Genomic DNA, 23,451 nt, shown 5'->3' with positions numbered 1-23,451 from the left:
TTAAGTGAGAACTTTTTTGAGAACAGAAGCGCCCGCTCGGGCTAAAAGTGATCTAAAACACTCTGTTAAGCCCTGTGACCGCTCGGGCTAAAAGTGGAGGGAAAACGCTCCTTTGGGGCCTCAGTCAAGAGCCGCCCTGGGGCGAAAACTACATGAAATAGAGAAATTTAGGTGGTGGCGACCTGATTGCGGCCGCCTTCCTTGGCGATGTAGAGCAGCTTGTCGCTCTCGGCGATCATCTCCTCGACGGTCGGGACTTCGGCTCCGAGTTTGCTTGCAAGCCCAAGGGAAATGGTCACCGGAACAATGACGTCGTTCCAGCAAAAGCGGTGACGTTCCACGGCCATGCGCAGGCGCTCGGCGCTTTTTTTGGCGTCCTCGGGGCCGACCCCCGCCAAGAGCAGTACGAATTCCTCGCCGCCGTAGCGTGCCAGCAGGTCGGATTCGCGCTTTTCTTCTTTGAGGATGTGTGCGATTTGCTTGAGCACCATGTCGCCCGCCTGGTGGCCCCAGGTGTCGTTCACGTGCTTAAAGTGGTCGGCGTCCACCATGATGGTGTGTACATAAAAGTTGTTGCGGCGGGCAAGCGCGAGTTCGCCGAGGGCGCGGTCAAAGAACGTGCGGCGGTTCGAGATCTTGGTGAGCGGGTCCATGGTGGCCGCCTCGAACAGCTCTCGGTCGAATTCCTCTTCGGCGCGGTCCTTGAAGTCGATTTTCAGGACCATCTTGCCAATTTGCAACCGGTTGTCTGTTTCCAGGGTGCATTTTTGTACCTGCTGCCCATCCACAAAAGTTCCGTTGGTGCTCCCTAAGTCATTGACTGTCACCGACTTACCGTCAAAGGACAAAGAACAGTGTTTGCGGCTGATTAGTTCATCGTCGAGCTTGATGTCGGCATCCTGCCCGCGACCCAAAACAACGGTCCCGTTCTCGAGCGGAATCTGCTTGAACTGCGTCTGGGGGTACAAGACTATCAAGTGCGGGCGGAGCTCGAATTTCTTGAACTGTAGCGTTTTGCCCGGCGTGGCGATGGTCTGGTCAATGTCCTGCATTTGCGTCTCCAATTACACAAGGAAATCTAATTAAAAATGACGCACTTTACATCGGGCGCCTCGCTTTTGTCAAGGCTTGTAAACAAGATTTTACGGCCATTTTGCAAAAATGTGTGATTAAACAAGCCGAATTGTATACAGAATCACAATGTGCACTTTTGTAAACGATATTTATTTAATAAATTGAAAAAAAATGTGCCGTTTTCCAAAAGAAAAGGGTAAATTTCAAGGCGGTGTGGCATCGCAAGAAGCCGGTCTTTTTGTTGTGCTATTGGCTGGAGAACCAAAATGGATAGAACACATATGAAGAAAAAGAGAACATCCCTTCTGGGGTTTGTTTTGGGTATGATGATTCTCCTTGCAGGGGTGCAAGGAGTCTGGGCTCAGTGTGAAGGTATGGCCTATATTCGCGTGCCGTCCACTTGGCCAGATGTAAACATTTACTATGGTAACACAGAAAACAAAATCCTTGCTTCCGCGTTGGATGCGGAAACTGGTTACTACATAGTAAACCTCGAAACCATTACGGGTAACGCATCGGCTTCGTTCATTGTTTATACGACCTCGGACAGTGTCGCTATTGACTACCCTGGCGTGCGAAGCATCAACAAGACTACTTACGACAAGATTGTCGCGGGTCGTCCCGGTGGATCTCCCGATATAGGCATTGCATGCCCGGGTGCCGGAGCAACGGTTTATATCACAGACAACGCACTTAATCCGGGTACTACCTATACTGGTTCGACTCCGCCCGATTCGAAGTTCTTCTATGCCCTCGTTCCCGACGAAAAGGAATGGCAGTCTGATGAAGTCATGATTAGCTACACGAATGCTAGGGGCGTTAAGAAGGATACCGCTATGACTCCCTCGCAAGAAATGTGCGGCTGGGTGGGCATGGTCTTCGAAGAAGCTCCTGAGGATGTGGTTCTCTACCTCAAGAACAAGCCCGAGGTGCAGCTGGGTCGCAACGGCCTATGGGGCGCCGAAGAAGTCGCTACGCCGGTGAACCTCAAGATGCTCTACGATGCGTTCTCCACCGACAAGCTTTATTTTATCCCCGACGACAACGACTGGATTGACGACCAGAGCCAGGGTTGGTATACAATCGACCCGGGTGTTCCTGAACCTGGTGACAATTCTCGATGCACATTCAACCTTGCCGCTGTGATTTACGATACCGACGGCAGCGTGAACCCGTTGTTCACGGACGATGGCGACGATACTGGCTTTGGTTCTTGCACGGGTGTGCGTCACGGTATTGTGATGACGGACTTGGGTGCCGACGGCAAGCCCCAGTTCAATGCTTCCAACGCCTACGCCATCAAGTGCTTTGGCAATGCGACGAACTTTGCTACCCTCTTCAACTACACGCAGGGCAAGAACGAAGTGCAGTGCTACGACATGCCCTTCCGCCGCTACGGTACCGATACTCGTTGGGGCTTTGACTCCGACTCCATGATTACCAACGATTTGATTGGCGGCTTCTCTCCGCTTGAAAACAGCACCGATGCCGGTGTGGTCAATGGCTGGGGCCCCCTTGCGGTTGCCCGTACCAAGAGACCTGCTGCGGGTCCTGTGCCGAACACTGCCGAAACGACTCTCGGCACGCCCCTCGATTATTATTGCTCCACTCCGGGCTGGTCTGTGACCGATGGCGCCAAGAGTGACTGCGAAGGCTTGTTCGCGAATGGCGACGAAGTCCCCGTGGGCAAGATCTGGTGCTGGGGACGCTACTGCGACCCCAACTTTATGCGTTGGGGCGCCCGCTCCGACTATGCGACCGACGAGAAGCGCAACCAGCATTTCTGCTTTGAATCCCATGCCACGTTTACTTACAACGAAAGCCAGGAATTCACCTTCCGCGGTGACGACGACATTTGGGTGTTCATTAACAAGAAGATTGCTGTGGACAACGGTGGCGCCCACCTTGCCGCACCGGGTCACGTGGTGCTCAAGAACTTGAACAGGACCTATGGTGATGGCTTCCTGGTTCCTGGACAGGATTACCCGATTGACATCTTCTTCTGCGACCGCCGTACTACGATGAGTAACGTCATTATCAAGACGAACATGTACATCAAGCAATCCACCGGTCTTGATTTTGATATGGAGAAAGTGGCTAATGACGGCTTGAAGATGAACCTTTGCGTTGAAACTACCGGTGGTGGCGACTGCGCCTCGATCGCACTCGGCCAGAGTGGTTCTGTTGGCGAACAGTCGACCATTGAATGCGGTGACAAGATTTCGGCAACCGTCAATTACACCATCAAGAAGCGTAACGGCGACGACATTCCGGGCGGTGGTGTTTTGACCCCGGGTGTTGTTAACAAGGGCGGCATCGACCTCACAAATCCGAAGGCTCCGGTGGTTTACCCCGACAAGATTACCCTGCCTCCGGGCTCCTATCGCTTGTACGTCGAGGTGAACGGCAAGACGACTTATTACAACTTCAAGGTCAAGGGTAGCACTAATGTGATTACCGAAGACGTGGTGTTCGTCAATACCGATAACGAAGAAGCGGCGTACCCGACGGGCACCAAGTGGGAATATAAAGACAAGGCCCTTGCTGGCAATCGCATCCCGCTGTACATCTCGGCTCCCATGGATGGAGACGTCGACTTGTTCTCTGCGGCAGGTCAGCCTTATACGCTCTCGGCTACCGCCGGTGTGAACATATTTGATTCTGAAACGGGCACGACGCAAATTGCCAGCTTGTCCCGAGTGATTAATGCCACGGGTATCGATACCCTCTGGGTAACGATTCCGCTTGCCACTTTGGGTACGGAACCGGTAAAGACTTGTACCTTGTCTGTTGCCCCGGCAACCAAGGCCGTGTTCAGCTTCTATGCCCCGACAATCCAGTTCGCCACCCCGGCTTCGACCGACCCGACAACGGGCGAGGTGCTGACTTGGAATCCGTCTATTGGGGACCCGGACGTGGATGAGTCTGGTGAAGAATACTTCCACTGGGTGGGCTCCGATGTGGACCTCTACCTCATTGCGACTGACCCGATTACCAATAGCCTTTGCGTGGATTGCAACTTCCCGATTGCGATTGTCGCGAAATCGGATGGCATTGTAACGCCTTACGGTGACCCGGTATTCGCGAATGGTGTGGCAGTTGCGACAATTCGCTCCAACAAGAAAATTGCCTCCCCCGATGCAGGCGTGATTACGGTGGCCAGCTTGGATAATGCGAGCATTGCCGATGCCTATGGCAACATGCACTTCTATCCGCCTCCGGCACCTATGCCGGTTGTGGCCGACATCTTTGACGTTTACGGCAAGGTCTCCGAAAAGGAAATGGAAATCCCGAGCCCGTACTATGCCAAGGAACAAAAGTACCTGGATGGCTTTGGCGACTCCATCGCCATTACCTATGACCGTCCCATTGATCCTGACTCTGTGCCCAGCTTCGTTTGCATTAACTTCGATGACGATAACCTCAAAAAGATCAACCCGTTTGCGATGGGACTTTCGTCTAACCCGAAGGATTCTGTGCTGTTCTGCTCTCATACATTTGATGCTGCCGCCGTGCAGGCCGCCTATGCCAAGAGCTTGGACCATGTTTCCATTGGCTTTAGCTTGGGTGAAAATGAAGCGTTCTCTTCTAAGGTCAAAACGAAAGTGAAGGGCGGTGCTACTCCCAATAAGGTGGCTTCGTTCACGCAGTATAAGTGGAAGGGCAAGGAAGTCAAGGCTTCGTTCGGACAGAACATGACTGACCGTATTGCTCCGATTATCCTTTCTGCCCAGGTGATGCCTTCTGCTGATGGTAGCGACCTTGACGTGATGACTGTGGTGCTCTCTGAACCGGCAGTTTTGAACAGCAGCTATAGTATGGAAGGCTTCCAGTTCTACCTGAACACGGCAACGGAACTCGGCGCTTCGGCTCGCTACAGGGCTGCAGTTTCCAAGACCGGCTTTACGACCGCAAAGGATACGGTGAAGATCCTCTTTACGAACAATGATGTTCAGAGACCTTCTCCGCACGTAGGTGACTATGTCCGCTTCCGCGTTGCTGCTGATGAGGTCCTGTGGTCCGATACCGTAAGTATCGCCGAGACTGCAGTTCTCCGTCCCACTGCGGATGCCTCTTATACCTGGAACTCTCCGACGGATTACGACCCGCAACTCAACAGGGGCAATCGCTTGCCGAGCCCGTGGGTGCTTATTGAAGGTGCCGCAGAACTTAACGACGCCTCCATCAACATCGCCATGTCTGACCCTGAAAAGGCGAAGGGACCGTCGTTTGAAGCGACCTTCATTCCGGCCAAGTGGAACCTGGACTCTGTGAAGGTCAACTTCCCCAATACTTTGGGCAAGTTCCTTAAGATGGACATGAAGTCCTTGTGGAAGTCCAAGGAAATCTATGCCAATGTGAAGCCTCAGGACGTGTACTTCTACTACGAAATGGATGTGTTCACCAACCTGGGTGCCTTCGTGGTCCACAAGGACGAAAAGATCCTTTGCACCGACGAGAAGTACTTTGGTGAGGGCAAGACCTGCTTTGACGAAAACAAGAACGTATACATTTCTTGGAACATGACGGCTCAGAATAACCGTATGGTGGGTTCCGGCGCTTACATTGTGAAGTGGAGCTCCTATGTCAATCTAGGTGCCTTCGGCAAGCAGAACAAGCAGTCTTCCGGCTCCTCGGCCGAAGTCTGGGGTGTTCGTCACGGCAAGACCAAGAAGTAGTTTTAAAACGTGATTTTATAGAAGGCTGCCTGCAAGGCAGCCTTCTTTTTTTTTAAATTTGAACCATGCGTAAGATTTTGATCGCCCTATCGATGATTGCCTTTGCCTGGGCCGGCGAACCGACCGACCTGGATTCTCTTTTCCGCGGTAAGGAATACAAGCCTGAGCTTAAATCCTCCTTGAGGGATACCACCATGTCGCAGAATGCGGTGGGCAACAAGGCCGCTGCTAAGGGCAAGGTTTCGGACGGTTACTATATGCTTCAGTTCGAGGCTGTGGCTGATTTTGACGCTGCCCAACGCCGTAGGGCTCAGATCTCGGCAAGCACCGGCTACGCTATCCAGGTAGTGTTTGACGCCCCCTTCTATAAGCTCCGTGGCGGTGGATGGACGTCTAAGAAAGCCGCCGACGACAAGGCGCGCGAGCTTTCGGCGTACAACATCAACGCGTTTGTCGTGAAGATTCGATAAACGTTACCGGAATAAATCGCAATAGAGTTTTTTACTCAAGCAGGCCAAGGGTCTGCTTGATGGTGCGCTCGTCCATGGAGGCGGGCAAAAGCGCCCTCTCTTCGGGAGAGACGTAAGCCATTTTGCGCTCGTACTCGGGGCGGGTGCTGCGATCGCGTAAAGCGACGGGCAGGTCTTTTGTAGAGTAGAAGAACTTGCCAGTTTTAATGAATTTCTTCTTTTGGAAGCCGAGCTTGACGGCGTCGTTCAAAGCTTGCAAAATCATGGGGCCAGCGCGGTCCACGCCGTGCAATTCAAGCAGGCGCCGCATAAGGATCTCTTCGTGGATGGGAGCCTCGTGGTCCACATAGAACTTGAGCTGAGCAATAATCGAAATGGCGGGCAACTCGGCAATGGGCTTGGCGTGTGCTGTACCTTCGATTTTCGGGTTCACCACCTGGTATTGCTTAATGTCGAGTTCTGGTTCCTGGTTAAAGAATTCTTCACTGCCGCCCTCGACATCATCTTCGGGTGGCGGTGGGGCAACGCTTTGCTCGATGGCGATAGTCGTTATCAGATGCTCTTTTTCGGCCTGGTTCGAAAGGAACCACAGGGGTTGCCAAATGTCCAGGACCTTCCAGCCCAGCTGGCGCAACAGGGACGGGCGTACGTATTCGCGGTCCTCGACCGATTCGCGGAAACGTTCGGTGGTGCAGTCATCCTCGACCACGGCGAGGAAACGCTTGGAGTAGTTGGCGTCCACGACGACCGGCCCCACGGCGATGCCGCCCGGGGCAAAGGAATTCTCGACAATGACACCTGCTTCTTTGAGTGCGTCAATGATTTGCGGACGAATCTTGGATTCGGTTTGCTCCACAACGGGGAGCTCAATTTCGGTTTTCTTTTGAAGGTGGTTAATCCATTCCCAAAAAAGGTTCGACTTGGCTGCCTTTTGCTTTTCGAGGTCGTTCGAAGAGACGAATACCATCAGCTCCTGCTTTGCCAAGGTGGTGCAAACAGAGAGCTTGCGGTCGGCAGAAATCTTGTCGCTGTTGTCGACTTCCACGCACACCATCACCACGTCGCGGTACTTGTCGATGACGCGATCCGGCGTTTTGATGTAATAGCTAATTAGCGGGTTGGTTTGACCAAAGTAACGTGCCGCCGGAGAGTCCTTGGCGACGAGCGCCTTGATGGCGGCCTCGATTTCGAAACAGCGCGCCTGGTGGAAGGCGATGATGCCTAGCGTTTGACCAGGGTGCTTTTCGGCGTGCTGCACTGCCGCCTTGGCAATGGCCATGACTTTGTCTGGCACAACCATGAGGTTTTCGCACCGAGGCTTTTCGCGGTTCGGCATGGGCAGTTGCTTGATGCCGTGGTTGTAAATTTTGTCGTTGGCGAAGTTGACCAGCGAAATGTCGTTGTAAAGGCTGCAGAACCAGATTTCGCGGGTCGGGATGCCCTTGCGGAGTGCCGCCGCCAGGATGTTCTCTTGGAAGAAGGCGCTTTGGCGCGGCAAAATATTGCGGAAGGCGTCGAACGGTTGCGCCTCGATAGAGGGCATGTGCGGGTCGCCAATCAAAATGACTTTGTGTGCAGTGCAAATCGACGCAAACGACTCGGCAACCGAGATGCAGTCGGCGTCGAGAATCACGGCGACATCGTAATGCTGGGCCACCAAACTAAAGGTCTCCTCGAGGGAGGCGATAGTCAGCATGTCGGGTTTTGCTTCGACCAGGGCATGTACCTCGCGGAAGTTCGCGTTGCTGAACTGGTCCATTTGCGCGCGGTAGAGTTTGCCCTTGGCGTGCCGTGCCTTGGGATCCAGCGAGAACATTTGCGGGTTCTTTTTGGTAACGGCGTGCACTTGCGAGGCTGCCCAGTGGTGCGCGAAAGCCTTGGCGAAATCCTTGTGGATGGTGCTGGTGTTGCTCGCGTACTTGGCGAGTTCTGTACAACCTTCAGCTTCCAAGCTATTGATGAGCGCCGAGATTTTAATGTGAATGTCGAGATTGTCCCAGTTCTGGTTCCAGGCCTGGATTTCGTCGAGCCACTTGTCGATGCTCAAGGATTCGAGCGGCGTCTCAAGGGCGAGATTGTTGCTGACGCTGCGTACCGAGTACGTCAATGCCTGCAAAATTTCACTGTATTTTTCAAAGTTCTCGAGTTCGGGCTTTAGCTTGTGCCAGTTTTCGAGAACGAGTAAGAGCAAATCCAGGTGCGGGTCGTTTTTGTGCGTTTCGCGGAAGTCGTATAGGTACTGGATTTTTTGGTTGAGTTCAACCCAGTTGGATTTTTCGTAGAGCCAGTCCTTGCCCAACAGGTGGTTGCCCAGTACGGAGGTGTCCTTGTAGGCACGCTTGTCCTCTTGCAACTCGATGAGCGAGTCGATGAGGTCCAAAAGTTGCATATCCGAAGAAACGGACTTTGGGTTCTTGATGACCTTGAGCAAGCGCTTGCGCGAATTGCGGTAGTGGTCAGATAGGCCCTTGAGAGTCGCCTTCAGGCTCTCGGCGAATTCTTCGCGTGTGGCAAGAACGTTGGTGTCTACCGCGTCGTCGGTGTAAATGTCCGATGCCTGGCGGCGGTAGCGGACCCACTTGTCCCCGGCTTCGGGGAGAGCCTTGAGGGTATCCTGGTAAGCGGACCAGTTGTTGGAACGCAGTTCCCATTCCTCGAATTCGGGAGTGTCCTGGTTGAATGTCACCTGGATGAGGTTGAGCAGTTCGGCAAAGGCGGACAGGTAGATGCCTGTGGGCAAAAGACCGGATTCTTCAAAGATGGAGATGAGCGGCTTTAGGCTCTCGACCTGGGCTGCTGCGGCGTTGAGGTCCTCGGCTACCTTTGCCTTAGTCTTGGCGTCCAGCGACGAGACCTTGATTTTTTTGAATGCGTTGCGCGCCTCGATACCGTTGTTCTTGAAGTACAGGGAAACTATTTCTTCGAGGGTCGCCTTGATCGACATGTACTTGTCGTAGGGGAGTTCAGCCACGCCTTGGAACACTGCGTCCGGGATCTTTGCCTTGACGGCGGGATTGCGGATGAACTCGTCCAGTATGTCGGAGAGGGGCGCTTTTGCCACAGGGAGGTCGTTGTTTACGATGCTGTAGTAGCTCGAGAAATACTCGCGTGTGTCTCTCAGGTCCTTTTCGATGGTGTCGCGTTCTGGACCGCTGAACGAGCGGAACATGGGGGCGAACGCCGCACGGAAGTTCTGCATTGAAATGGAACGGCGGGCAACGACCAGGGTACGTTTGTTCTTGGAGAGCGACTCGGCGACGATGTTGGCTGCTACCTTGTACTTGGAGGTGCCTGGCAGCGACTGCACGGCGTAGGCGGAGGACTTCTCGTCGAGGGCGTCGATGGTTACCTTGTTAGTGTGCGAATCCGTGGGGTACAAAAAGTGGTGGTCCGCCGGGTTGAAAACTTGGTCAAAGTCGGCTTCTTCAAAAACGGATTCCTTGAATTGGAAACCCTCGTCGCCCAGTAGCGATTGGAGGAACGGGGAGTTGGCTTCCTTTTCGTCGAATCCTTTTTTGAGGCGCTTTTTGAGCCTGAGGCGGTTGGTGTTGAAGAACGCGAGGCATAGACCGTGCCGCGTGAACTTCCAAGTCTTTTCTTGGGCGATGGCTTTCTCGAAAAGCGAGAAATACAAGAGGATGCTGAACTTGCCCTGGAGGGTCGCGTCCTCGACCGTGGGAAGTGTCACCGTGTTGATGAGCCTGTCCCTGAGGATGACGTTCTCGATAGGTCCCTGCTTGCCCAGGGTAAGCGTTTGCTGATCCGGGGCTACGTCCAGCGGGACCAGGAGGCTCGGGGCGAGCGCGTTGCCGTCCCATTTGAGGAAGCCGAGGATGAGGTACAGGTCGGAGCACAAGAAGTCCTCGGCCTTGGTCTTGAGGACAGCCTTGAACTGTTCCTCCATCTCGATTTTTTGCTGTGCCGAGAAGTTCTGGCTTACGGGCATAAACGATTCCAGCGTAGGCTGGTTTTTGCCCTGGAGCCATTTTTCGTAAAAGGTGTCGCCGGATTCAAGCCTCAAGGGAGTTTGGAAATCCCCCTTGGTAGAAAAATTCAAAAGACGATCCTTGGAATCAAAGAGTTCAGATTCTTTGCAAATCTTATTGAGAATTTCAAAGGGGCTAGCTTGCGGCATGGCTGTCAATATAAATTTTTTAGGCGTTTACAAACTTTACAATCGGTCGGCGGCTAGGTTTAATGCCTGTTGTAGCGTAATGGGGGTGTTTTGCGGCTGCAAATGGGCCTCAAAACAGACCTTTCCAAGGAGGGATTTGGGCGAGATGCCTGCGTTTTTGTCTTGCCGCAGGCTGTGGGCCATTTCACGCTTGGAGAGCTTTTTCCCACTGGTGTCCACGATGAGGGGATGGTGGTAGTAGACCGGGGGGCTAGTCCTGCCCAGGAGCCCCATCAATTCGATTTGCCGTGCGGTGGAACTGCGGATGTCTTCGCCGCGGACCACATGCGTAATCCCCTCGTCTATATCGTCTACGCAAACGGCGAACTGGTATGTCCATTGGTTGTCGCGGTCCTTGATGGGGAAGTCGCCGCATTGGAATTTGGGATTCTCGCTAAAATCGCCTAAGCGAAGGTCGTGCCACTCTATTACTTTGTCTGCTATTTTGACGCGGAGGTTGTGCGGGGTGTCAATGGCTGATGCTGAGCCTTGTTCACGGCACTTGCCTTTGTATACGATTTCTCCGGTCTCGCTTTTGGGGTTCTCGTTTTCGAGCTGCTTTCGGCTGCAGTAACACGGGTAGACTAGGTTTTGTGCCTTCAACTTTTGAAGGGCTGCCTCGTAAATGCGACCCCGCTCGCTTTGAATGCTTTGTGAATCCCAGCTAAAGCCGAACCAGGAGAGGTCCTCGTAAATGCTTTGTATATACTCGGGGCGGGCTCGACTCTGGTCGTGGTCCTCGATTCGCAAATGGATGTGGAGACCCCATTTTTGGGCAGCGGCCCACACGTAAAGCGCCGAAAGGAGGTGCCCTTCGTGAAGGTAGCCGGTGGGGCTGGGTGCGAATCGAATTTTGCCGTTCATTTTGCCTCTAACTGCGTAGAAATTAGCAATAATGAAACTTTTTGCCTCGTGCCTGACGGGCAATGCGGATAATAGAACGGATTGGAGGAATTTTTTTTGAAAAAGGCGAAATTTTTGGTAAAAAACCGATGTATATTACGAAATGAAAGTGGGGCTGGAAAACCCATTGGAGTAAGGATATGAATTTTTGTTCTTTGATCAAGGTTGCTTTTTTTTGCGCATTTACCTTGGTATCTTTTTCTTTTGCCGAAGATATTGTGGCGACCACCTCTAACGGGTCTACTGTGATTTTGCACGACAATGGGCGCTGGGAGTATTATCAGAATAATGCCCGTATTCGCGATGTGCGCCCCGACGCCATTCCCGAAGATGCCAAGTTCAACGTGTCGGTTTTGTACGAGAGCGCCGACAAACTCAAGAAAAACGTGCGCATGGCCATGGAAGCCGATTTTGCCACCGAGGAAGAGATCAAGGACAGCCTTCGCAAGGTGCCCAAAGGCGGCCTCATTTATTTCCAGGTGGCGACCAACCAAATCAAGAAGGGCATGAGCCGCACTTTGACGTACTCCATTTACGACAAGGGCAAAAAACCGATTTTCACAAAGACCGTCTCGGATACCGAGGCGACCCCGAGTGAAGACCATGGCGTGAGCAACTTGCTGGTGGTGCCTGTTTATGGCAAGCCCAAGTCCAAAGTGATGAAGGCTAGAATCCAGACGACCAACGGCCAGGCCACGCTCGACATAGACATCCCCATAAGATAAATTGATGAAGTTTGCGGTTGTTGATGTTGAAACGACTGGTGGTGCGGCTGAAATGAACCGCATTACTGAAGTCGGTATTGTGCTTTTGGATGGAACCGAGGTGGTCAAGACGTTCCACAGTTTGGTGGACCCCGGCGCGCCTATAACCCCGTTTGTTGTAAAATTGACCGGCATAACCGACGAGATGGTGAGCGGGGCCCCGCAGTTCAGGGGCGTTGCCGACGAGATTGACTCCCTTTTGCATGGCCGCATTTTTGTGGCGCACAACGTGCAGTTCGACTACAAGATGATCAAGCAAGAACTTAAGCGCTGCGCGATTATGTTTGATGCACCACGGCTCTGTACAGTAAAGCTTGCCAGAAAAGTATTTCCGGGTTTCCCGAGCTATAGCCTGCACAATTTGACGAAATCGTTGGAACTGCCCGACTTCCATCACCATAGGGCGCTGGACGATACCATGGCTGCCGCCGAAATTTTAAAACTCGCCCTGAACAAGGCCGGCGAGGAGACTGTGATGAAGCTGGTCAGGAATCTAAAAAAGAAATAGGACGCGGGGAACCTATTTGAGCAGGCCCGCATTGTACTTCATTTTAAGGATGCGTGCGGCCGACTCCTCGATGCGGTCCTTGTACGTTTTACTTTGTTTGGAAAGGGATTCCAAATAGCCTATCATTTCGACCGCCTTGGCGGGGTAGGTGATCATGAACATGTCGTTCCCTGCCATGAGGGCGGTGCGGATGAGCTTGCGGAAGTCCTTGCGTGGGTAGCCCTTGCTGGTGACGCGCTCGGTGCCACTGACCCAGGCGCGTAGCGAGACGCCCCACAGGTCGTCGGTCAATATGACGGTCTCGGGGTTCATTTTGCGTGCCATTTTTACAATCTTGGGCTCAAAGACCGCGGGCCTGTGCGAAATGCGCACAAAGCGCACGCTGCTCATCATGGTAAAGGGAATGTCGTTGGCGAGCGCCTTGAAAAATTCGTAGTTCTCGCTCATCCTTGCTTTGGGGCTGGAGCTGATGGCGATTTGGTGGTCGCTGTTGGTCCAGGAGTCGTAGCCGGGGAAGTGCTTGGACACGCAAGAGATCCCGCTGTTCCGCATGCCGCGCACAAAGGCGCGCACCTTGCTTTCGCTGGTGCTGTCTTTTTGCCACGAGCGGTTGCTGACTTCCATAAAGGATTTTTTGTTGCGGTGGTCGTAGGCCGGGTCAAGGACCGGGGCGAGGTTCAGGTTGATGCCGAGATCGCGGAGCTCGGCGCCAATGCTTTGGGCAATCGACTCGATGCTGTCGAGTTCCATGTCGCGCATTTCTTTGGCGCTAGGGGCGTGCTTCCATTTTTCGGAGATGCCTCCAATGCGGTTGACGAGGCCGCCCTCCTGGTCGCTGGCGACGAGGAGCGGGATGCGTAGGCTGTCGTTGGCGCGGTGGATGCGTTCCTTGAAGGCGGCGGTGTCCTTGAGGTGGTTTTTCATCACGAGGACGGCGCCGAATTCGTGCTCGATAAGGAAGTCTGCCGGGGAGAGGTAGACCATGACCATTTGCGCCGCCTTTTGCTTGATGGTCAGGGAATCCCACAGCGGCATCAAAGCGTCGGGAAGGTCGTAGGGGTTGGCCGCTGTGTCGGGCTGCGCAGAATCGGGTGCTGCCTGTGCAGAGACCTGGACCGTGTCGCGGATGGTGGGTGCGTTGGAGCCGACGGTCGCTGTATCGGTCTGGGCGAACGCAAACACGACGCCCAGGAGCGTCACGCAAAATAGAGCTTTGACTGCGTTCTTTTTAGGCACTTTTCTTTGTAAAACGGCGTTTGGTAAAATCACGCGGAGGGAAGTCGAATTTGAGCTTGCCCTTTTCGAGCATCAAGAAGGCGTCGAAAAGGCGGTGCGTCTTGTTGCTGCGGAAACCCTTGATGAGCGCCGTCTTTTTGCCGGCGAGCAGGTTCTGGATTTCTTTGAGCGGGATTTCCTTGCCCAGCAAAATCTTTGGCAGGCTCAGGCCTGAGGGTTGCTTGTCGATGTAGCTCTGCGAAACATAGCCGGTGAGCGTCTCGAACACGTCGGTGCCGTCCACAGGGGAAACGCCGATCTTTGCGCCTATTTCAATTTCTTCGGGCTTTTCGTCAAACACGAATTCAATCTTGTTTTGGGCGTTGATGGTGAGCACCGCCGAGAACTCGGCTCCCTTTTTGCTGCGGAAACCCGTGAGCGGGCCAATCTTTCGCTTGGTGAGAAGCTCCACGATTTCTTCGTCGCTGAGGTGCTTGCCGCCAATCATCTTGCGGATTACAATGCCGTCTTCGGTGGTGTAGCGGCTCACGGTCTCAAAGACCTTTTTGCCGTTCACCGGGCTGAACTTGGCTTCACCTGTAGTGCTTTCTTCTTTGAAGCCCTTGATGTTCTTCACCATGCTCTTGGTCATCTCGACAATGCCCTGCATAAAGGCTTCGCGGGATTCCTTGCCTTTCGAGATCAGGTCCATCTTGTATTCCCATTCGCCGGTGAGTTCGGGGCTTGTGAGGGCGTCGCAGTTCATGGCGCTCAAAACCTTGATGAGGTCGAAAGCCTTGGCGGTCGGGATCATCTCCTTGCCGTCGCGCACCACGTACTTGTCGCTCACCAGTTTTTCGATGATGGCCGCGCGTGTGGCGGGGGTGCCGAGGCCGCGTTCCTTCATGGCGTCGCGGAGTTCGTCATCTTCGACCAGCTTGCCGGCGCTTTCCATCATGGAGAGGAGGGTACTTTCAGTGTAGTGTGCAGGAGGCTTGGTAAAGTCTTCGGTGGCATCGATCGAAATCGTTTTTGCAGATTCGCCCTTGAGTTTGGGCACGTTGGATTCGTCGTCGCCATCTTTGCCGTAGACTGCCTTGAAACCCGGGTCCACAAGGATTTTGCCCTCGGTAATGAAAGTCTCGCCCTCGACTGTGGTGATGCGGGTCGTGTTCAAATACTGCGCCGGTGGGAAGAATACCGCAATGAAGCGCTGGCAAATCATGGTGTAGACTTTTTCTTCGGCTTCGGAGAGCCCCTTGGGCACGACTCCCGTGGGGATGATGGCGAAGTGGTCCGAGATCTTGCTGTTGTCAAAGACCTTCGGGGTGCGTTTCACGTAATTCTTTTCGATGGCCTCCTGGGCGAACTTGGCGAGCGGGCCTGTGATTTTGCCCAGGGTCGACTTGACCGGAGCCACGTAGTCTTCGGGGAGGCAACGGCTGTCGGTACGCGGGTACGTGGTGACCTTGTAATGTTCGTACAGGCTTTGCGCAATGCTGAGCGTTGTTTTTGCGCTAAAGCCAAAGCGATTGTTTGCTTCGCGCTGGAGCGTGGTGAGGTCATAGAGCTGGCCGCACTTTTGTTGGCTCGGGGCGGTCGTCTCTTCGATTTTGCCGTCCTTGCCCTTGCACTTTTCGACAACTTCTTTCGCTTTTTTTTCGTCGTAGATTTGCTTTACGCGATCCTTGCCGTCGCCGGTGAACCATTTGCCCTGGTAGGCGTTGCCGCCGTTATTGAAGTCGGCCTCGATGGTCCAGAACTTTTTGGGGACAAACTGGTGGCGTTCTTCTTCGCGTTTTACGATGATGGCGAGTGTCGGGGTTTGTACGCGGCCGCACGGCGTGATTTGGAAACCGCCCATGCTGCTGTTGTACGCGGTAAGGCCGCGGCTGCCATTCATGCCCACGAGCCAGTCGGCCTCGCTACGGCAGAGGGCGGCTGCGCGCAAGTTCTGCATGTCCTCTTCGCTTCTCAGGTTTTCGAAGGCTTCCTTGATGGCGGCGGGCGTCATGCTTTGCATCCACAGGCGCTTGAAGGTCTTGCCCTTGAAGTTCCCCTTGAGTACGTAGTCGACGATGTAGAAAAAGATCAGTTCACCTTCGCGGCCCGCATCGCAGGCGTTGATGATGGTGGTGACGTCTTTCTTTTTGATGAACTTACTTAAAATGGAAAGTTGTGACTTGGTTGTGGGGCTTGCGACGAGCGGGAACTTTTCGGGGAGCATGGGGAGGTTCTTCATGTCCCAGTTCTTGTAGCGTTCGTCAATATCCTTGGGGTCGGCGATGGTCACCAAGTGGCCTATGGCGTGGCTTACAATGATTTTGTCGCTTTCGTAGGCGCCGGCGCTTTTTTTAAAGTTCTTGCTCCCGAGGACCTTCACCAGGTCGGCTGCGACACTGGGCTTTTCGGCGATGATGAGGGTTTTGCCCTCGGCGGGCGCTTTTGCAGTCTTTGTTGCCTTAGTTGCGGTTTTTGCTTTTTTTTCAGTTGCTGCTTTAGTAGTCTTGGTTGCCATATTACTTCCACTTGAAACGCCCGAACAGACCGAACAGGACGGCGAGCACGGTAAACGGGGCATGGATGATTTCGACGGGGATGCACCACTTGATGAGGTGCTCCTGCTTAAAGATCTTGAGCCCGCGAAGAATTAAAACGAGGTCACCCACGCACTTGAGCACAAACGCAATGAGCGTGGCGACAAATATGTTGAAACTGAACGGAGAGAGGATCTCGGTAATGCATAGCATGGTCAAAAACAGGAACACCATGCTGAGCACAAAAACAATCTTGGGGGTATAGTAAATGGTCTTGGAGGCCCAGCGCTTGCGCTGTTCCCAAAGCTCCTTGAGGGTCTCCTTGCCGTTCGTGGTCACAAAGGTGCTGGGGGCGATGCAGTAGCGCATGGCCCATGGGCGGTCGGCGGCGAGTTTTTGCATGAGCAGGTCATCGTCGCCGCTTTGGATTTTGATGACGTTGTCAAAACCGTTCACGCTTTTGAAGAAACTTTTGCGGTAGGCGAGGTTGTTGCCTGTGCTGGTGAGCGGCAGGTGCATGGCGAGACCGGCGGTGCCCGCTACACGGTAAATGAGCGTCTCGATAGCCTGCATGCAGATGATGACCTTGGACTTGCCCGGTTCGGTCGGGATGTACGAGTGCCCGGCCACGAGCTCAATGCCCGGTTCAAATTCACGGACAATGCCCGAGATCCAGGACGGCTGGACAATGCAGTCGGCGTCCGTGAGGCAGAGGATTTCGCCGTTGCAGGCCTCGATCATCTTGCTGATGGCCTGTTTTTTGGGGCTGACCCCCTCGGGGAGGTCTGTGATGGTCAAGACGTGGAATTTGTCGGGGTGCCTTTGGGCATACTCGGCAAGGATCTTCGGGGTGTCGTCGGTACTGCGGTCGTCGGCGACCCAAACCTCCCACTTGCCTGCGTAGTCCTGTGCCAAAACAGAGTCCAGGGTCGCTCGGATGCCCTCGGATTCGTTCCTCGCGGCAATCAAGACGCTGACGTCGGGCTTGGGTTCGACGTCGGATTCCCCAACGCGGACTGTCCCGAGAGCACGGTAGAACCGCACCTCCAACCACAGGTAGAAGACGCAGAACACAGCCAGGAGGCCGATGACGACGTATGTCAGGACGGTCAAAACCATTTTTCAAGGGCAAATTTAATCAAAGGTTTGGGTGGAGTGAAGGGCGAGGTCGGGCAAAAAGGTCGGGAATTTTGAGACATATTATATATCTATTGTCTAAACCTTTAATGTTCAAGGACTTTTTACTACATTTGGTGCCACTTTGAGATTAGATATCGCACAAAAACTTATTGAACCCGAAGACCGCCGAGTGGTCTGGTCCCATGCCGACGCTCCTGAAGTCTTTGACGAACTGCACCTAAAGGGCGATCTGGTAGCCCAGGTGCTGGTTAGCCCCGAAGGCACGAATAAGTGTCTTGTGACCGGTACTATCTCCGGAGTGCAAACTCTGACTTGCGTCCGCTCCCTGGAGCCTTTTGACCGCCCGTTCGAAACCGAAATGACGGTCGAAGTGGAACGCGTCCAGGTGGCATCGCAGGAGCTGGATGACGAGGATGAAGAAATCTTCGCCTACAAAATCCCGCAGACGCAGGGCTTTGTCGACCTTCGTGAGTGCGTCCGACAGCTGGTTCTGCTGCAAGAACCGCAAGCACCCGTGAAAAATCCCGACGAAGATTTTATCTTTGTATCAAACAATCAAACCGGCGAAGAGTCCGAAAGTGCCGAAAAGCCCATGGACCCGCGCTGGGACAAACTCAAAGCTCTTAAGAGCAAAATGGAACACAGGAGTTAAAAATGGCAGTACCTAAAAGAAAAACTTCGACCGCCCGTCGCGACAAGCGCCGCACCCATTGGAAGATGGATGTGCCGGCCATGGCTACTTGCGATCACTGCGGTAGCGTCAAGCGCCCGCATCGCGTTTGCCCGGTTTGCGGCTACTACAATGGTGTAGAAGTTGTAGACATGAAGGGTGCCGAAGCCTAGTTTTAGCAGAAGGAGGAATCCGTGATTAAAGTTGCACTGGATGCCTTTGGTGGCGATTACGCTCCGGACGTATGTATCGAAGGCGCTGTAAACGTCGTCAAAAAACATTCCGACATTCACGTTGTTCTCTGCGGACCGGAGGCTCAGGTCAAGGCTGGCTTGGAAAAGTTCGGCTATGCCGGCAATGGCATTTCTGTTGTCGATGCACCTGACCTGGTGGCGATGGATGAACACCCCGTGATGGTCGTGAAAAAGAAGCAGAAGTCCGGCCTTGTGATGTGCGTTGCACTGCAAAAGAAGGGCCTGGTCGATGCGAGCGTCAGCGCCGGCAACTCAGGTGCTATGATGGCTAGCTGCCTCATGCTCCTCGGCAAGTCGACCGAACGCTTTGGTCGTCCGCCTATTGGTTGCGCTCTCCCGACCAAGGATCGTCGCATTGTGCTGGTGGACGCCGGCGCCAATGTCGATGAACGTGCTTCTACGATCGTGGATTTTGCCATTGCCGGTTCCGCCTTTGCCGAGACCTATCTCGGCTATTCGAACCCGACGGTTGGCCTCCTCAACATGGGCGAAGAAGAACACAAGGGCCCGGCTGTGCTTCAGGAAGCGCACCAGCTTTTGAAGTCCGCCCCGGTGAACTTTATTGGCAACATCGAAGGCCGCGACCTCATTGCGGGCAAGGCCGATGTGGTTGCCTGCTCTGGCTATACTGGCAACGTTGTTCTCAAGCTTTTGGAAGGCTTCTTTGAACTGCACCAAGAGATGTTCGGTACCATCGACACCCCGGCAGGCAAGCGCTTTGCCGAGATGTGGGACTACCGCGCTACTGGTGGAGCCCTCCTTTTGGGCCTCAATGGTACGGGCATTATCGCTCACGGCCGTTCTGACGCCCTCGCTATCGAGAAGGCCGTTGAAGTCGCCGCCAAGTATGCCGAGATGGGCGTCGCCAAGAAGGTGAACGAACGTCTTTCGGCCATCAAGGACGACGACGCCCCGGCTCAGGCCTAGCTCTTATTCGCTAAAAAACGAATTTAAAAGTCCGACCCTTTGTGGCCGGACTTTTTGTATAGTCGGTGCGTATCTGGCTAGGGTTTAACCTGCAGAATGCTCTCCTTGCTGCCTTGCTGTACGCGGAGTAGGGTGGCGCCCGTCACTCTCGGGAGGGCGTGGGTCTCGCCGGCGGCCACGCTCGCGCTATGGAGCAGCTTGCCGTTCATGTCGAACAGGCGAATTTGTGCGGCTGCGCTACCGGCGTCAAAGAGCAGGAGACCGCCGGTGCGATGCAAATTCCACTGGACAGCCAGTTCTGTGTAGGCTTCGGTGATTTGCGGGACATCGCTAGAAGAAGATTCCGGCGAGGCTATGCTTGACGAGGATTCCGGCGTGGCGGAGAATCCTGGTTCGCGGTCTCCGCCAATGATTTCGATGTCCGGCATCTTTGGCGCCTCCATGCCGTAGCCGAGGTAATAGTCGAGCATGCTTGCCTGCACATACCCCTTGGTGGTGGTGCCGTTGCGGTAGCACGGGTTTTGCATTAATGAATAGAGCCTAATTTCGGTCGCTACGTCCGTTGTGAAGATGACCAATTCATTGGTCTCGTAGTTCACTAAGATGGCCTCTTCGCGCCAGTCGCCGAAAACATCCCCGTGGAACATGGAGGCCCCGCGTTCACTTCCGCTGCTGCCGTAAACCTTCCAGGTGGTCACCACGCGGCCCACGCTCTTGTCCTTGTAATTCCACTTCTCAATTTTGCCATCATTATAGCTTTCGGAGGCCACGTCGCTGTCCCACCACATGCGGATCACGGGGTAGAGGTAGTTGGGAGCCACTTGCTTATTGGTTGCGGCATTGTACGTTCCCTGGAAGCTCCAGACTTCGTAGCCGTCATAATCGGGGTCAATGTCTCCGATGTTGCCGCGGGCCACGTCGCACTGTCCAGCGCAGGATTCGTCACCCCAGTGCTCCCAGACCATTTTGCCTGTGGAGGCGTTGTAGTAGTATTCCAGAAGGTTTCCCGGGTGGTCTTGCTGAATTCCGTAGCCCATCATCACCTTGTCGTCCTTGTTGAATGCGCCCACGTACCAGCGGTCCCCATGGACAACGTCAGGGACCGTGTAACGCAGGGTGCCGTCGCCGTTCAGGGCGTACCCCATGTGCAGCACTTCGTCCTTGCCGTCGTAATCCACGTCGGCCACGCGAATCTGGTGGGCTTCGGCGTTGCCTTTTTTGTTGTCGTATTTCCAGCGCATCTTGAAGGCCTTGCCTTCGTAGCCGAAGGCCATCGTCATGCTGTTAAAACTTTTGTCCGGATTGCGGTTCTTGACCCAGGTGACAACGCTCGGGTGCACTCCGTCCAGGTAGGCGATTTCCATCATGCAGGCAAGCGGCCCCACGTTAATGTAGTCCGTGGGCAAAAGGGTGTAATCCTTGAGTGCGCCCGTGCGGCCGTCCAGTACGGCGATAGCCTGGGCATTGGTGCCGGAGAGGGTGAATTTTTTGCCGTCGCCAAAGGTGACGCCGTCAGCCACGCGCAACAGCACGTCGGCGTAGCCGTCTTCGTCCATGTCGTAAACGGTGGCGCCGTCCCACATGCCTACGTCGATGGTGGATGCGCCCGGGGAAATGTTGTTCTTGTTTTCGCTGTTTGCGCCCAAGTCCACCTGCCACAGGAACTTGCCCTTGCTGGAGTAGGCTTCCAGTTTTTGATAGTTGTCGGTAGGGCGGTCAAGCAGGTAGTCGTAGGCGCCGTCGCCGTCCAAATCACCCACCCACACGAAGTGCACGGTGGAACCGGCCTTGATCGGCACGGTCACGTAAGGCCCCACGCCCTTGTTGGCGGGCATGGTGTAGCTCCCCTTGGTCTCCACTTCTTGGCCGTTGAGCACTTTCTTGACGTAGTAGGTGTTCGCCTTGGTGAAGTCGGCGGTGCCGTCCACGTAGTTGGTGCCGGCGGTGAGTGGGTCCTTGTTCAACTTCGTCGCCTTGCCGTCGGTTTCACGGTACACGTTGAAGGCGAGCTTTGCGTTGTCGGTGGCAAGGCTTCGCCAGCTGACGAGTGCATTTGTGTTGTTTTGACGCACGGCCACCACGCCGCGGTCCAAGTATTCCATTTGCCTGGCTGCAAACGATTGGCAGACCAAGCTTCCGATGGTTACAGCGCCGATAAGCGCAAAATTCAAACACCTCATTTTTGACTCCTTGGGTTACTCCGTGAAAAGTATGTACTATATTATGTACTATAACTACAAGTAAATATACTACAAGATGTACTATGAGTCAATAGAAAAAAGCAAAAAATAAAAGGTTTTTTTCGCTGAAAAAAACCTTTTATTTGAAGAGAGGTATTTAATAGCTTTCTATGACCTGGGAATAGGCATTAAAGCGCTGGGTGAGCCAGTTTTTGAGATCGACGATGGCCGCCGAGGGGTTCTTGCCCGTATTGTGCTTTTCGTTTGGCCATGGCCAGCGGACACTGTCGTTGGCCATGGCGGCGCTGCACTCGGTGGCGTAGGTGTCGATGGATTTCAATGCACTTTCTAGGAGGCCTTGGGCAAGGGCGCTCCACCGGGTTTTGAAAGCATTCAAAAATTCGGCGTTTGAGAAGAGGTTCGTGAAGAATCCCGAGGCTCCCGAGCCTTCCCAAGAGTTGCCCCCAAAACCGCCATTGCTGCCCCAACCGCCGAACCCGCCGTTGCCTCCGGAACTGCTCGTGCTGCACAAGCCCCAGTCGTTTCGACTTTCGGCAGTGCAGTTGTACGGGCTCGTGCTGGGGTTGGCGTTGCCCAGTATCCAGGTGTAGCTTGTGCTCTTGAAATATTGCTTGGTGTCTTCGTCCCAGCTGTAGTTGAAGCCCCCGTCAAAGTCCCATACAGGGCCAAAAACGTATTTGCCTTGATCGCTTGCCTTGTGCAGGTACATGCTGCGGGGCGCCTCCAGTTCCACATTGCGGGTGACTTCCTGCAAAATCAGGAAGTCAATAAAACTGTTCACGTCGAGGAGGGCTTGAACGGTGGCATAATCGGCGGCGGCAATGGCCTGCTCCAGTTTGTTGAAGTCGGCCTTGATGAGTTCAAGGGTGCCGGTGGAGGGGGACTTTGGGTACTTGACGGCGACGGGGAGTTTGTAGGTGCTGCTCCAAAAGTTGTTCGAGGCGTTAGGCGAGAGTTCAGGGCCGTCGTCGGCGTCCAGGCTCAATAACGTGCCTGTGTTCACGTCCACGTTCACGCGGCTCGTAGCTTGCTCGATTTGTTCTGTGAGCTGGTACATCCCCTTGTAATCGCCGTTGATTTCGACTTCTACAAAACGGTTCGCGTTGACAAAATTGAAACTCCCCATGTGGCGCGCCATGTCGAAGGCGACGGCGTTCATGAGGTGCGTGGGGTCGCGGAAGTTGGCGAGCAGGACCCAGTCCCTGTTCGCAGGGAGCCCGAGAACCTCGGTTTTGACATTAAACTTGATGCGGTAAGGTTTTTTGTCATACCAAAGGCGGGTGGAATTCCCCCGGAGCCTGATTTGGGCCGCGCGGGTCGCCAGGTCGCTGTACTTGCCGTTGCCGGCAACCTCGATCATACAATCGCTAAAGACGGGGCTGCTGTCGGCATCGACCAGCGCCAGTGCCGAGGTGTCTGCCATGGTGATGCGGATATAGGGAATCCCGTTGTTGGGCATGGGCGAAGTGGGAGTCGTTGCGGCGCTGGAAGCGGGGGCTATATTGCTGCTTGATGCGGGAACGGCTGCAGCGCTGGAACTAGGAGCAATCTCGGCGCTGGAACTGGTAACAACCGCAGCATTGGAGCTGGTAATAACCACGGCGCTGGAATTTGGAACAACTGCGGCACTGGAATTTGGAACAGCTGCGGCACTGGAAATTGGAATGGTTGCTGCGCTGGAATTTGGAACGGTTGTGGCACTGGAGCCGGGAACGGCACTGGATGTGGGTGTAATGACCGCATCACTAGACAGGGACGTCGTGGAAGCTGCACTTGAACTGGGCGCAACGGGCATGGAGCTTGGCGAAACGAGGTCCTCACTAGCCCCTACAGCGGAATTTCCGCATGCCGAAAAAAGGCAGGCTGTAGCCAAGGTTGCCGTAAGGACGAACATTTTTTTTAAAGTAGGGAACATCATGGATCCGCAAAAAACTG

Annotated in this window: 15 protein-coding genes; 7 read left to right on the top strand and 8 right to left on the bottom strand. The window is 54.2% G+C overall.

What is annotated here, in order from left to right; all coding sequences use genetic code 11:
• Window positions 1-167 precede the first annotated feature (167 nt).
• A complete protein-coding gene (locus BUB55_RS09945) occupies window positions 168-1,052 on the bottom strand; it encodes a GGDEF domain-containing protein (RefSeq protein ID WP_083596970.1) in 885 nt (294 codons plus the stop codon).
• Between the two features lie 345 nt (window positions 1,053-1,397).
• Between BUB55_RS09945 and BUB55_RS09940 the strand changes: the two genes are divergently transcribed.
• Window positions 1,398-5,753: a fibro-slime domain-containing protein gene (locus tag BUB55_RS09940; RefSeq protein ID WP_073190615.1), complete on the top strand. Its 4,356-nt coding sequence runs from the start codon at window positions 1,398-1,400 to the stop codon at window positions 5,751-5,753.
• A gap of 65 nt (window positions 5,754-5,818) precedes the next feature.
• A complete protein-coding gene (locus tag BUB55_RS09935; RefSeq protein ID WP_073190612.1) occupies window positions 5,819-6,223 on the top strand; it encodes an SPOR domain-containing protein in 405 nt (134 codons plus the stop codon).
• A 31-nt stretch (window positions 6,224-6,254) separates the two neighbouring features.
• Here the strand turns inward: BUB55_RS09935 and BUB55_RS09930 are convergent, their stop codons facing one another.
• Together BUB55_RS09930 and BUB55_RS09925 are read right to left on the bottom strand one after the other, a co-directional pair.
• Window positions 6,255-10,358 (bottom strand): DUF3320 domain-containing protein, encoded by a 4,104-nt coding sequence (locus BUB55_RS09930; protein ID WP_073190609.1) that lies wholly within the window; start codon window positions 10,356-10,358, stop codon window positions 6,255-6,257.
• Between the two features lie 36 nt (window positions 10,359-10,394).
• Window positions 10,395-11,261 (bottom strand): glutamate--tRNA ligase family protein, encoded by an 867-nt coding sequence (locus tag BUB55_RS09925; RefSeq protein WP_073190666.1) that lies wholly within the window; start codon window positions 11,259-11,261, stop codon window positions 10,395-10,397.
• 179 nt (window positions 11,262-11,440) lie between these two features.
• On the opposite strand from BUB55_RS09925, the gene BUB55_RS09920 reads away from it, so the two are divergent.
• Together BUB55_RS09920 and BUB55_RS09915 are read left to right on the top strand one after the other, a co-directional pair.
• Window positions 11,441-12,025, top strand: a complete 585-nt coding sequence (locus BUB55_RS09920) for a hypothetical protein (RefSeq protein ID WP_073190606.1) — start codon at window positions 11,441-11,443, stop codon at window positions 12,023-12,025.
• A 4-nt stretch (window positions 12,026-12,029) separates the two neighbouring features.
• A complete protein-coding gene (locus BUB55_RS09915) occupies window positions 12,030-12,572 on the top strand; it encodes a 3'-5' exonuclease (protein WP_234971893.1) in 543 nt (180 codons plus the stop codon).
• A 12-nt stretch (window positions 12,573-12,584) separates the two neighbouring features.
• On the opposite strand, the gene BUB55_RS09910 is transcribed toward BUB55_RS09915, so the two are convergent.
• Genes BUB55_RS09910 through BUB55_RS09900 form a run of 3 tightly spaced genes read right to left on the bottom strand, consistent with a single transcriptional unit; the run spans window position 12,585 to window position 17,443 of the window.
• Window positions 12,585-13,808 (bottom strand): glycoside hydrolase family 3 N-terminal domain-containing protein, encoded by a 1,224-nt coding sequence (locus BUB55_RS09910; RefSeq protein ID WP_143153002.1) that lies wholly within the window; start codon window positions 13,806-13,808, stop codon window positions 12,585-12,587.
• Window positions 13,801-16,305 carry a DNA topoisomerase III gene (locus BUB55_RS09905; protein WP_073190596.1) on the bottom strand — a complete coding sequence of 835 codons (2,505 nt, stop codon included), beginning with the start codon at window positions 16,303-16,305 and terminating at the stop codon, window positions 13,801-13,803. Before BUB55_RS09905 ends, BUB55_RS09910 begins: the two co-directional genes overlap by 8 nt.
• A gap of 1 nt (window position 16,306) precedes the next feature.
• Window positions 16,307-17,443, bottom strand: a complete 1,137-nt coding sequence (locus BUB55_RS09900) for a glycosyltransferase (RefSeq protein WP_073190594.1) — start codon at window positions 17,441-17,443, stop codon at window positions 16,307-16,309.
• Window positions 17,444-17,585: 142 nt separating this feature from the next.
• On the opposite strand from BUB55_RS09900, the gene BUB55_RS09895 reads away from it, so the two are divergent.
• Genes BUB55_RS09895 through plsX form a run of 3 tightly spaced genes read left to right on the top strand, consistent with a single transcriptional unit; the run spans window position 17,586 to window position 19,315 of the window.
• Complete coding sequence (locus tag BUB55_RS09895) at window positions 17,586-18,116, top strand: YceD family protein (RefSeq protein WP_073190591.1); 531 nt, start codon at window positions 17,586-17,588, stop codon at window positions 18,114-18,116.
• A gap of 2 nt (window positions 18,117-18,118) precedes the next feature.
• Entirely contained in the window at window positions 18,119-18,307 is a 189-nt protein-coding gene (rpmF, locus tag BUB55_RS09890) for a 50S ribosomal protein L32 (protein ID WP_073190588.1), read from the top strand.
• 21 nt (window positions 18,308-18,328) lie between these two features.
• A complete protein-coding gene (gene plsX / locus BUB55_RS09885; RefSeq protein ID WP_073190585.1) occupies window positions 18,329-19,315 on the top strand; it encodes a phosphate acyltransferase PlsX in 987 nt (328 codons plus the stop codon).
• 77 nt (window positions 19,316-19,392) lie between these two features.
• On the opposite strand, the gene BUB55_RS09880 is transcribed toward plsX, so the two are convergent.
• Together BUB55_RS09880 and BUB55_RS09875 are read right to left on the bottom strand one after the other, a co-directional pair.
• On the bottom strand, window positions 19,393-21,495 hold the full coding sequence (locus BUB55_RS09880) for a rhamnogalacturonan lyase family protein (protein ID WP_143153001.1): 2,103 nt from the start codon (window positions 21,493-21,495) through the stop codon (window positions 19,393-19,395).
• Window positions 21,496-21,652: 157 nt separating this feature from the next.
• Complete coding sequence (locus BUB55_RS09875; RefSeq protein ID WP_234971892.1) at window positions 21,653-23,410, bottom strand: CotH kinase family protein; 1,758 nt, start codon at window positions 23,408-23,410, stop codon at window positions 21,653-21,655.
• Window positions 23,411-23,451 lie beyond the last annotated feature (41 nt).

It is taken from the genome of Fibrobacter sp. UWP2 (assembly GCF_900141705.1).
Taxonomy (GTDB): Bacteria; Fibrobacterota; Fibrobacteria; order Fibrobacterales; family Fibrobacteraceae; genus Fibrobacter.
This window is presented reverse-complemented; position numbering and strand designations above follow the sequence as displayed.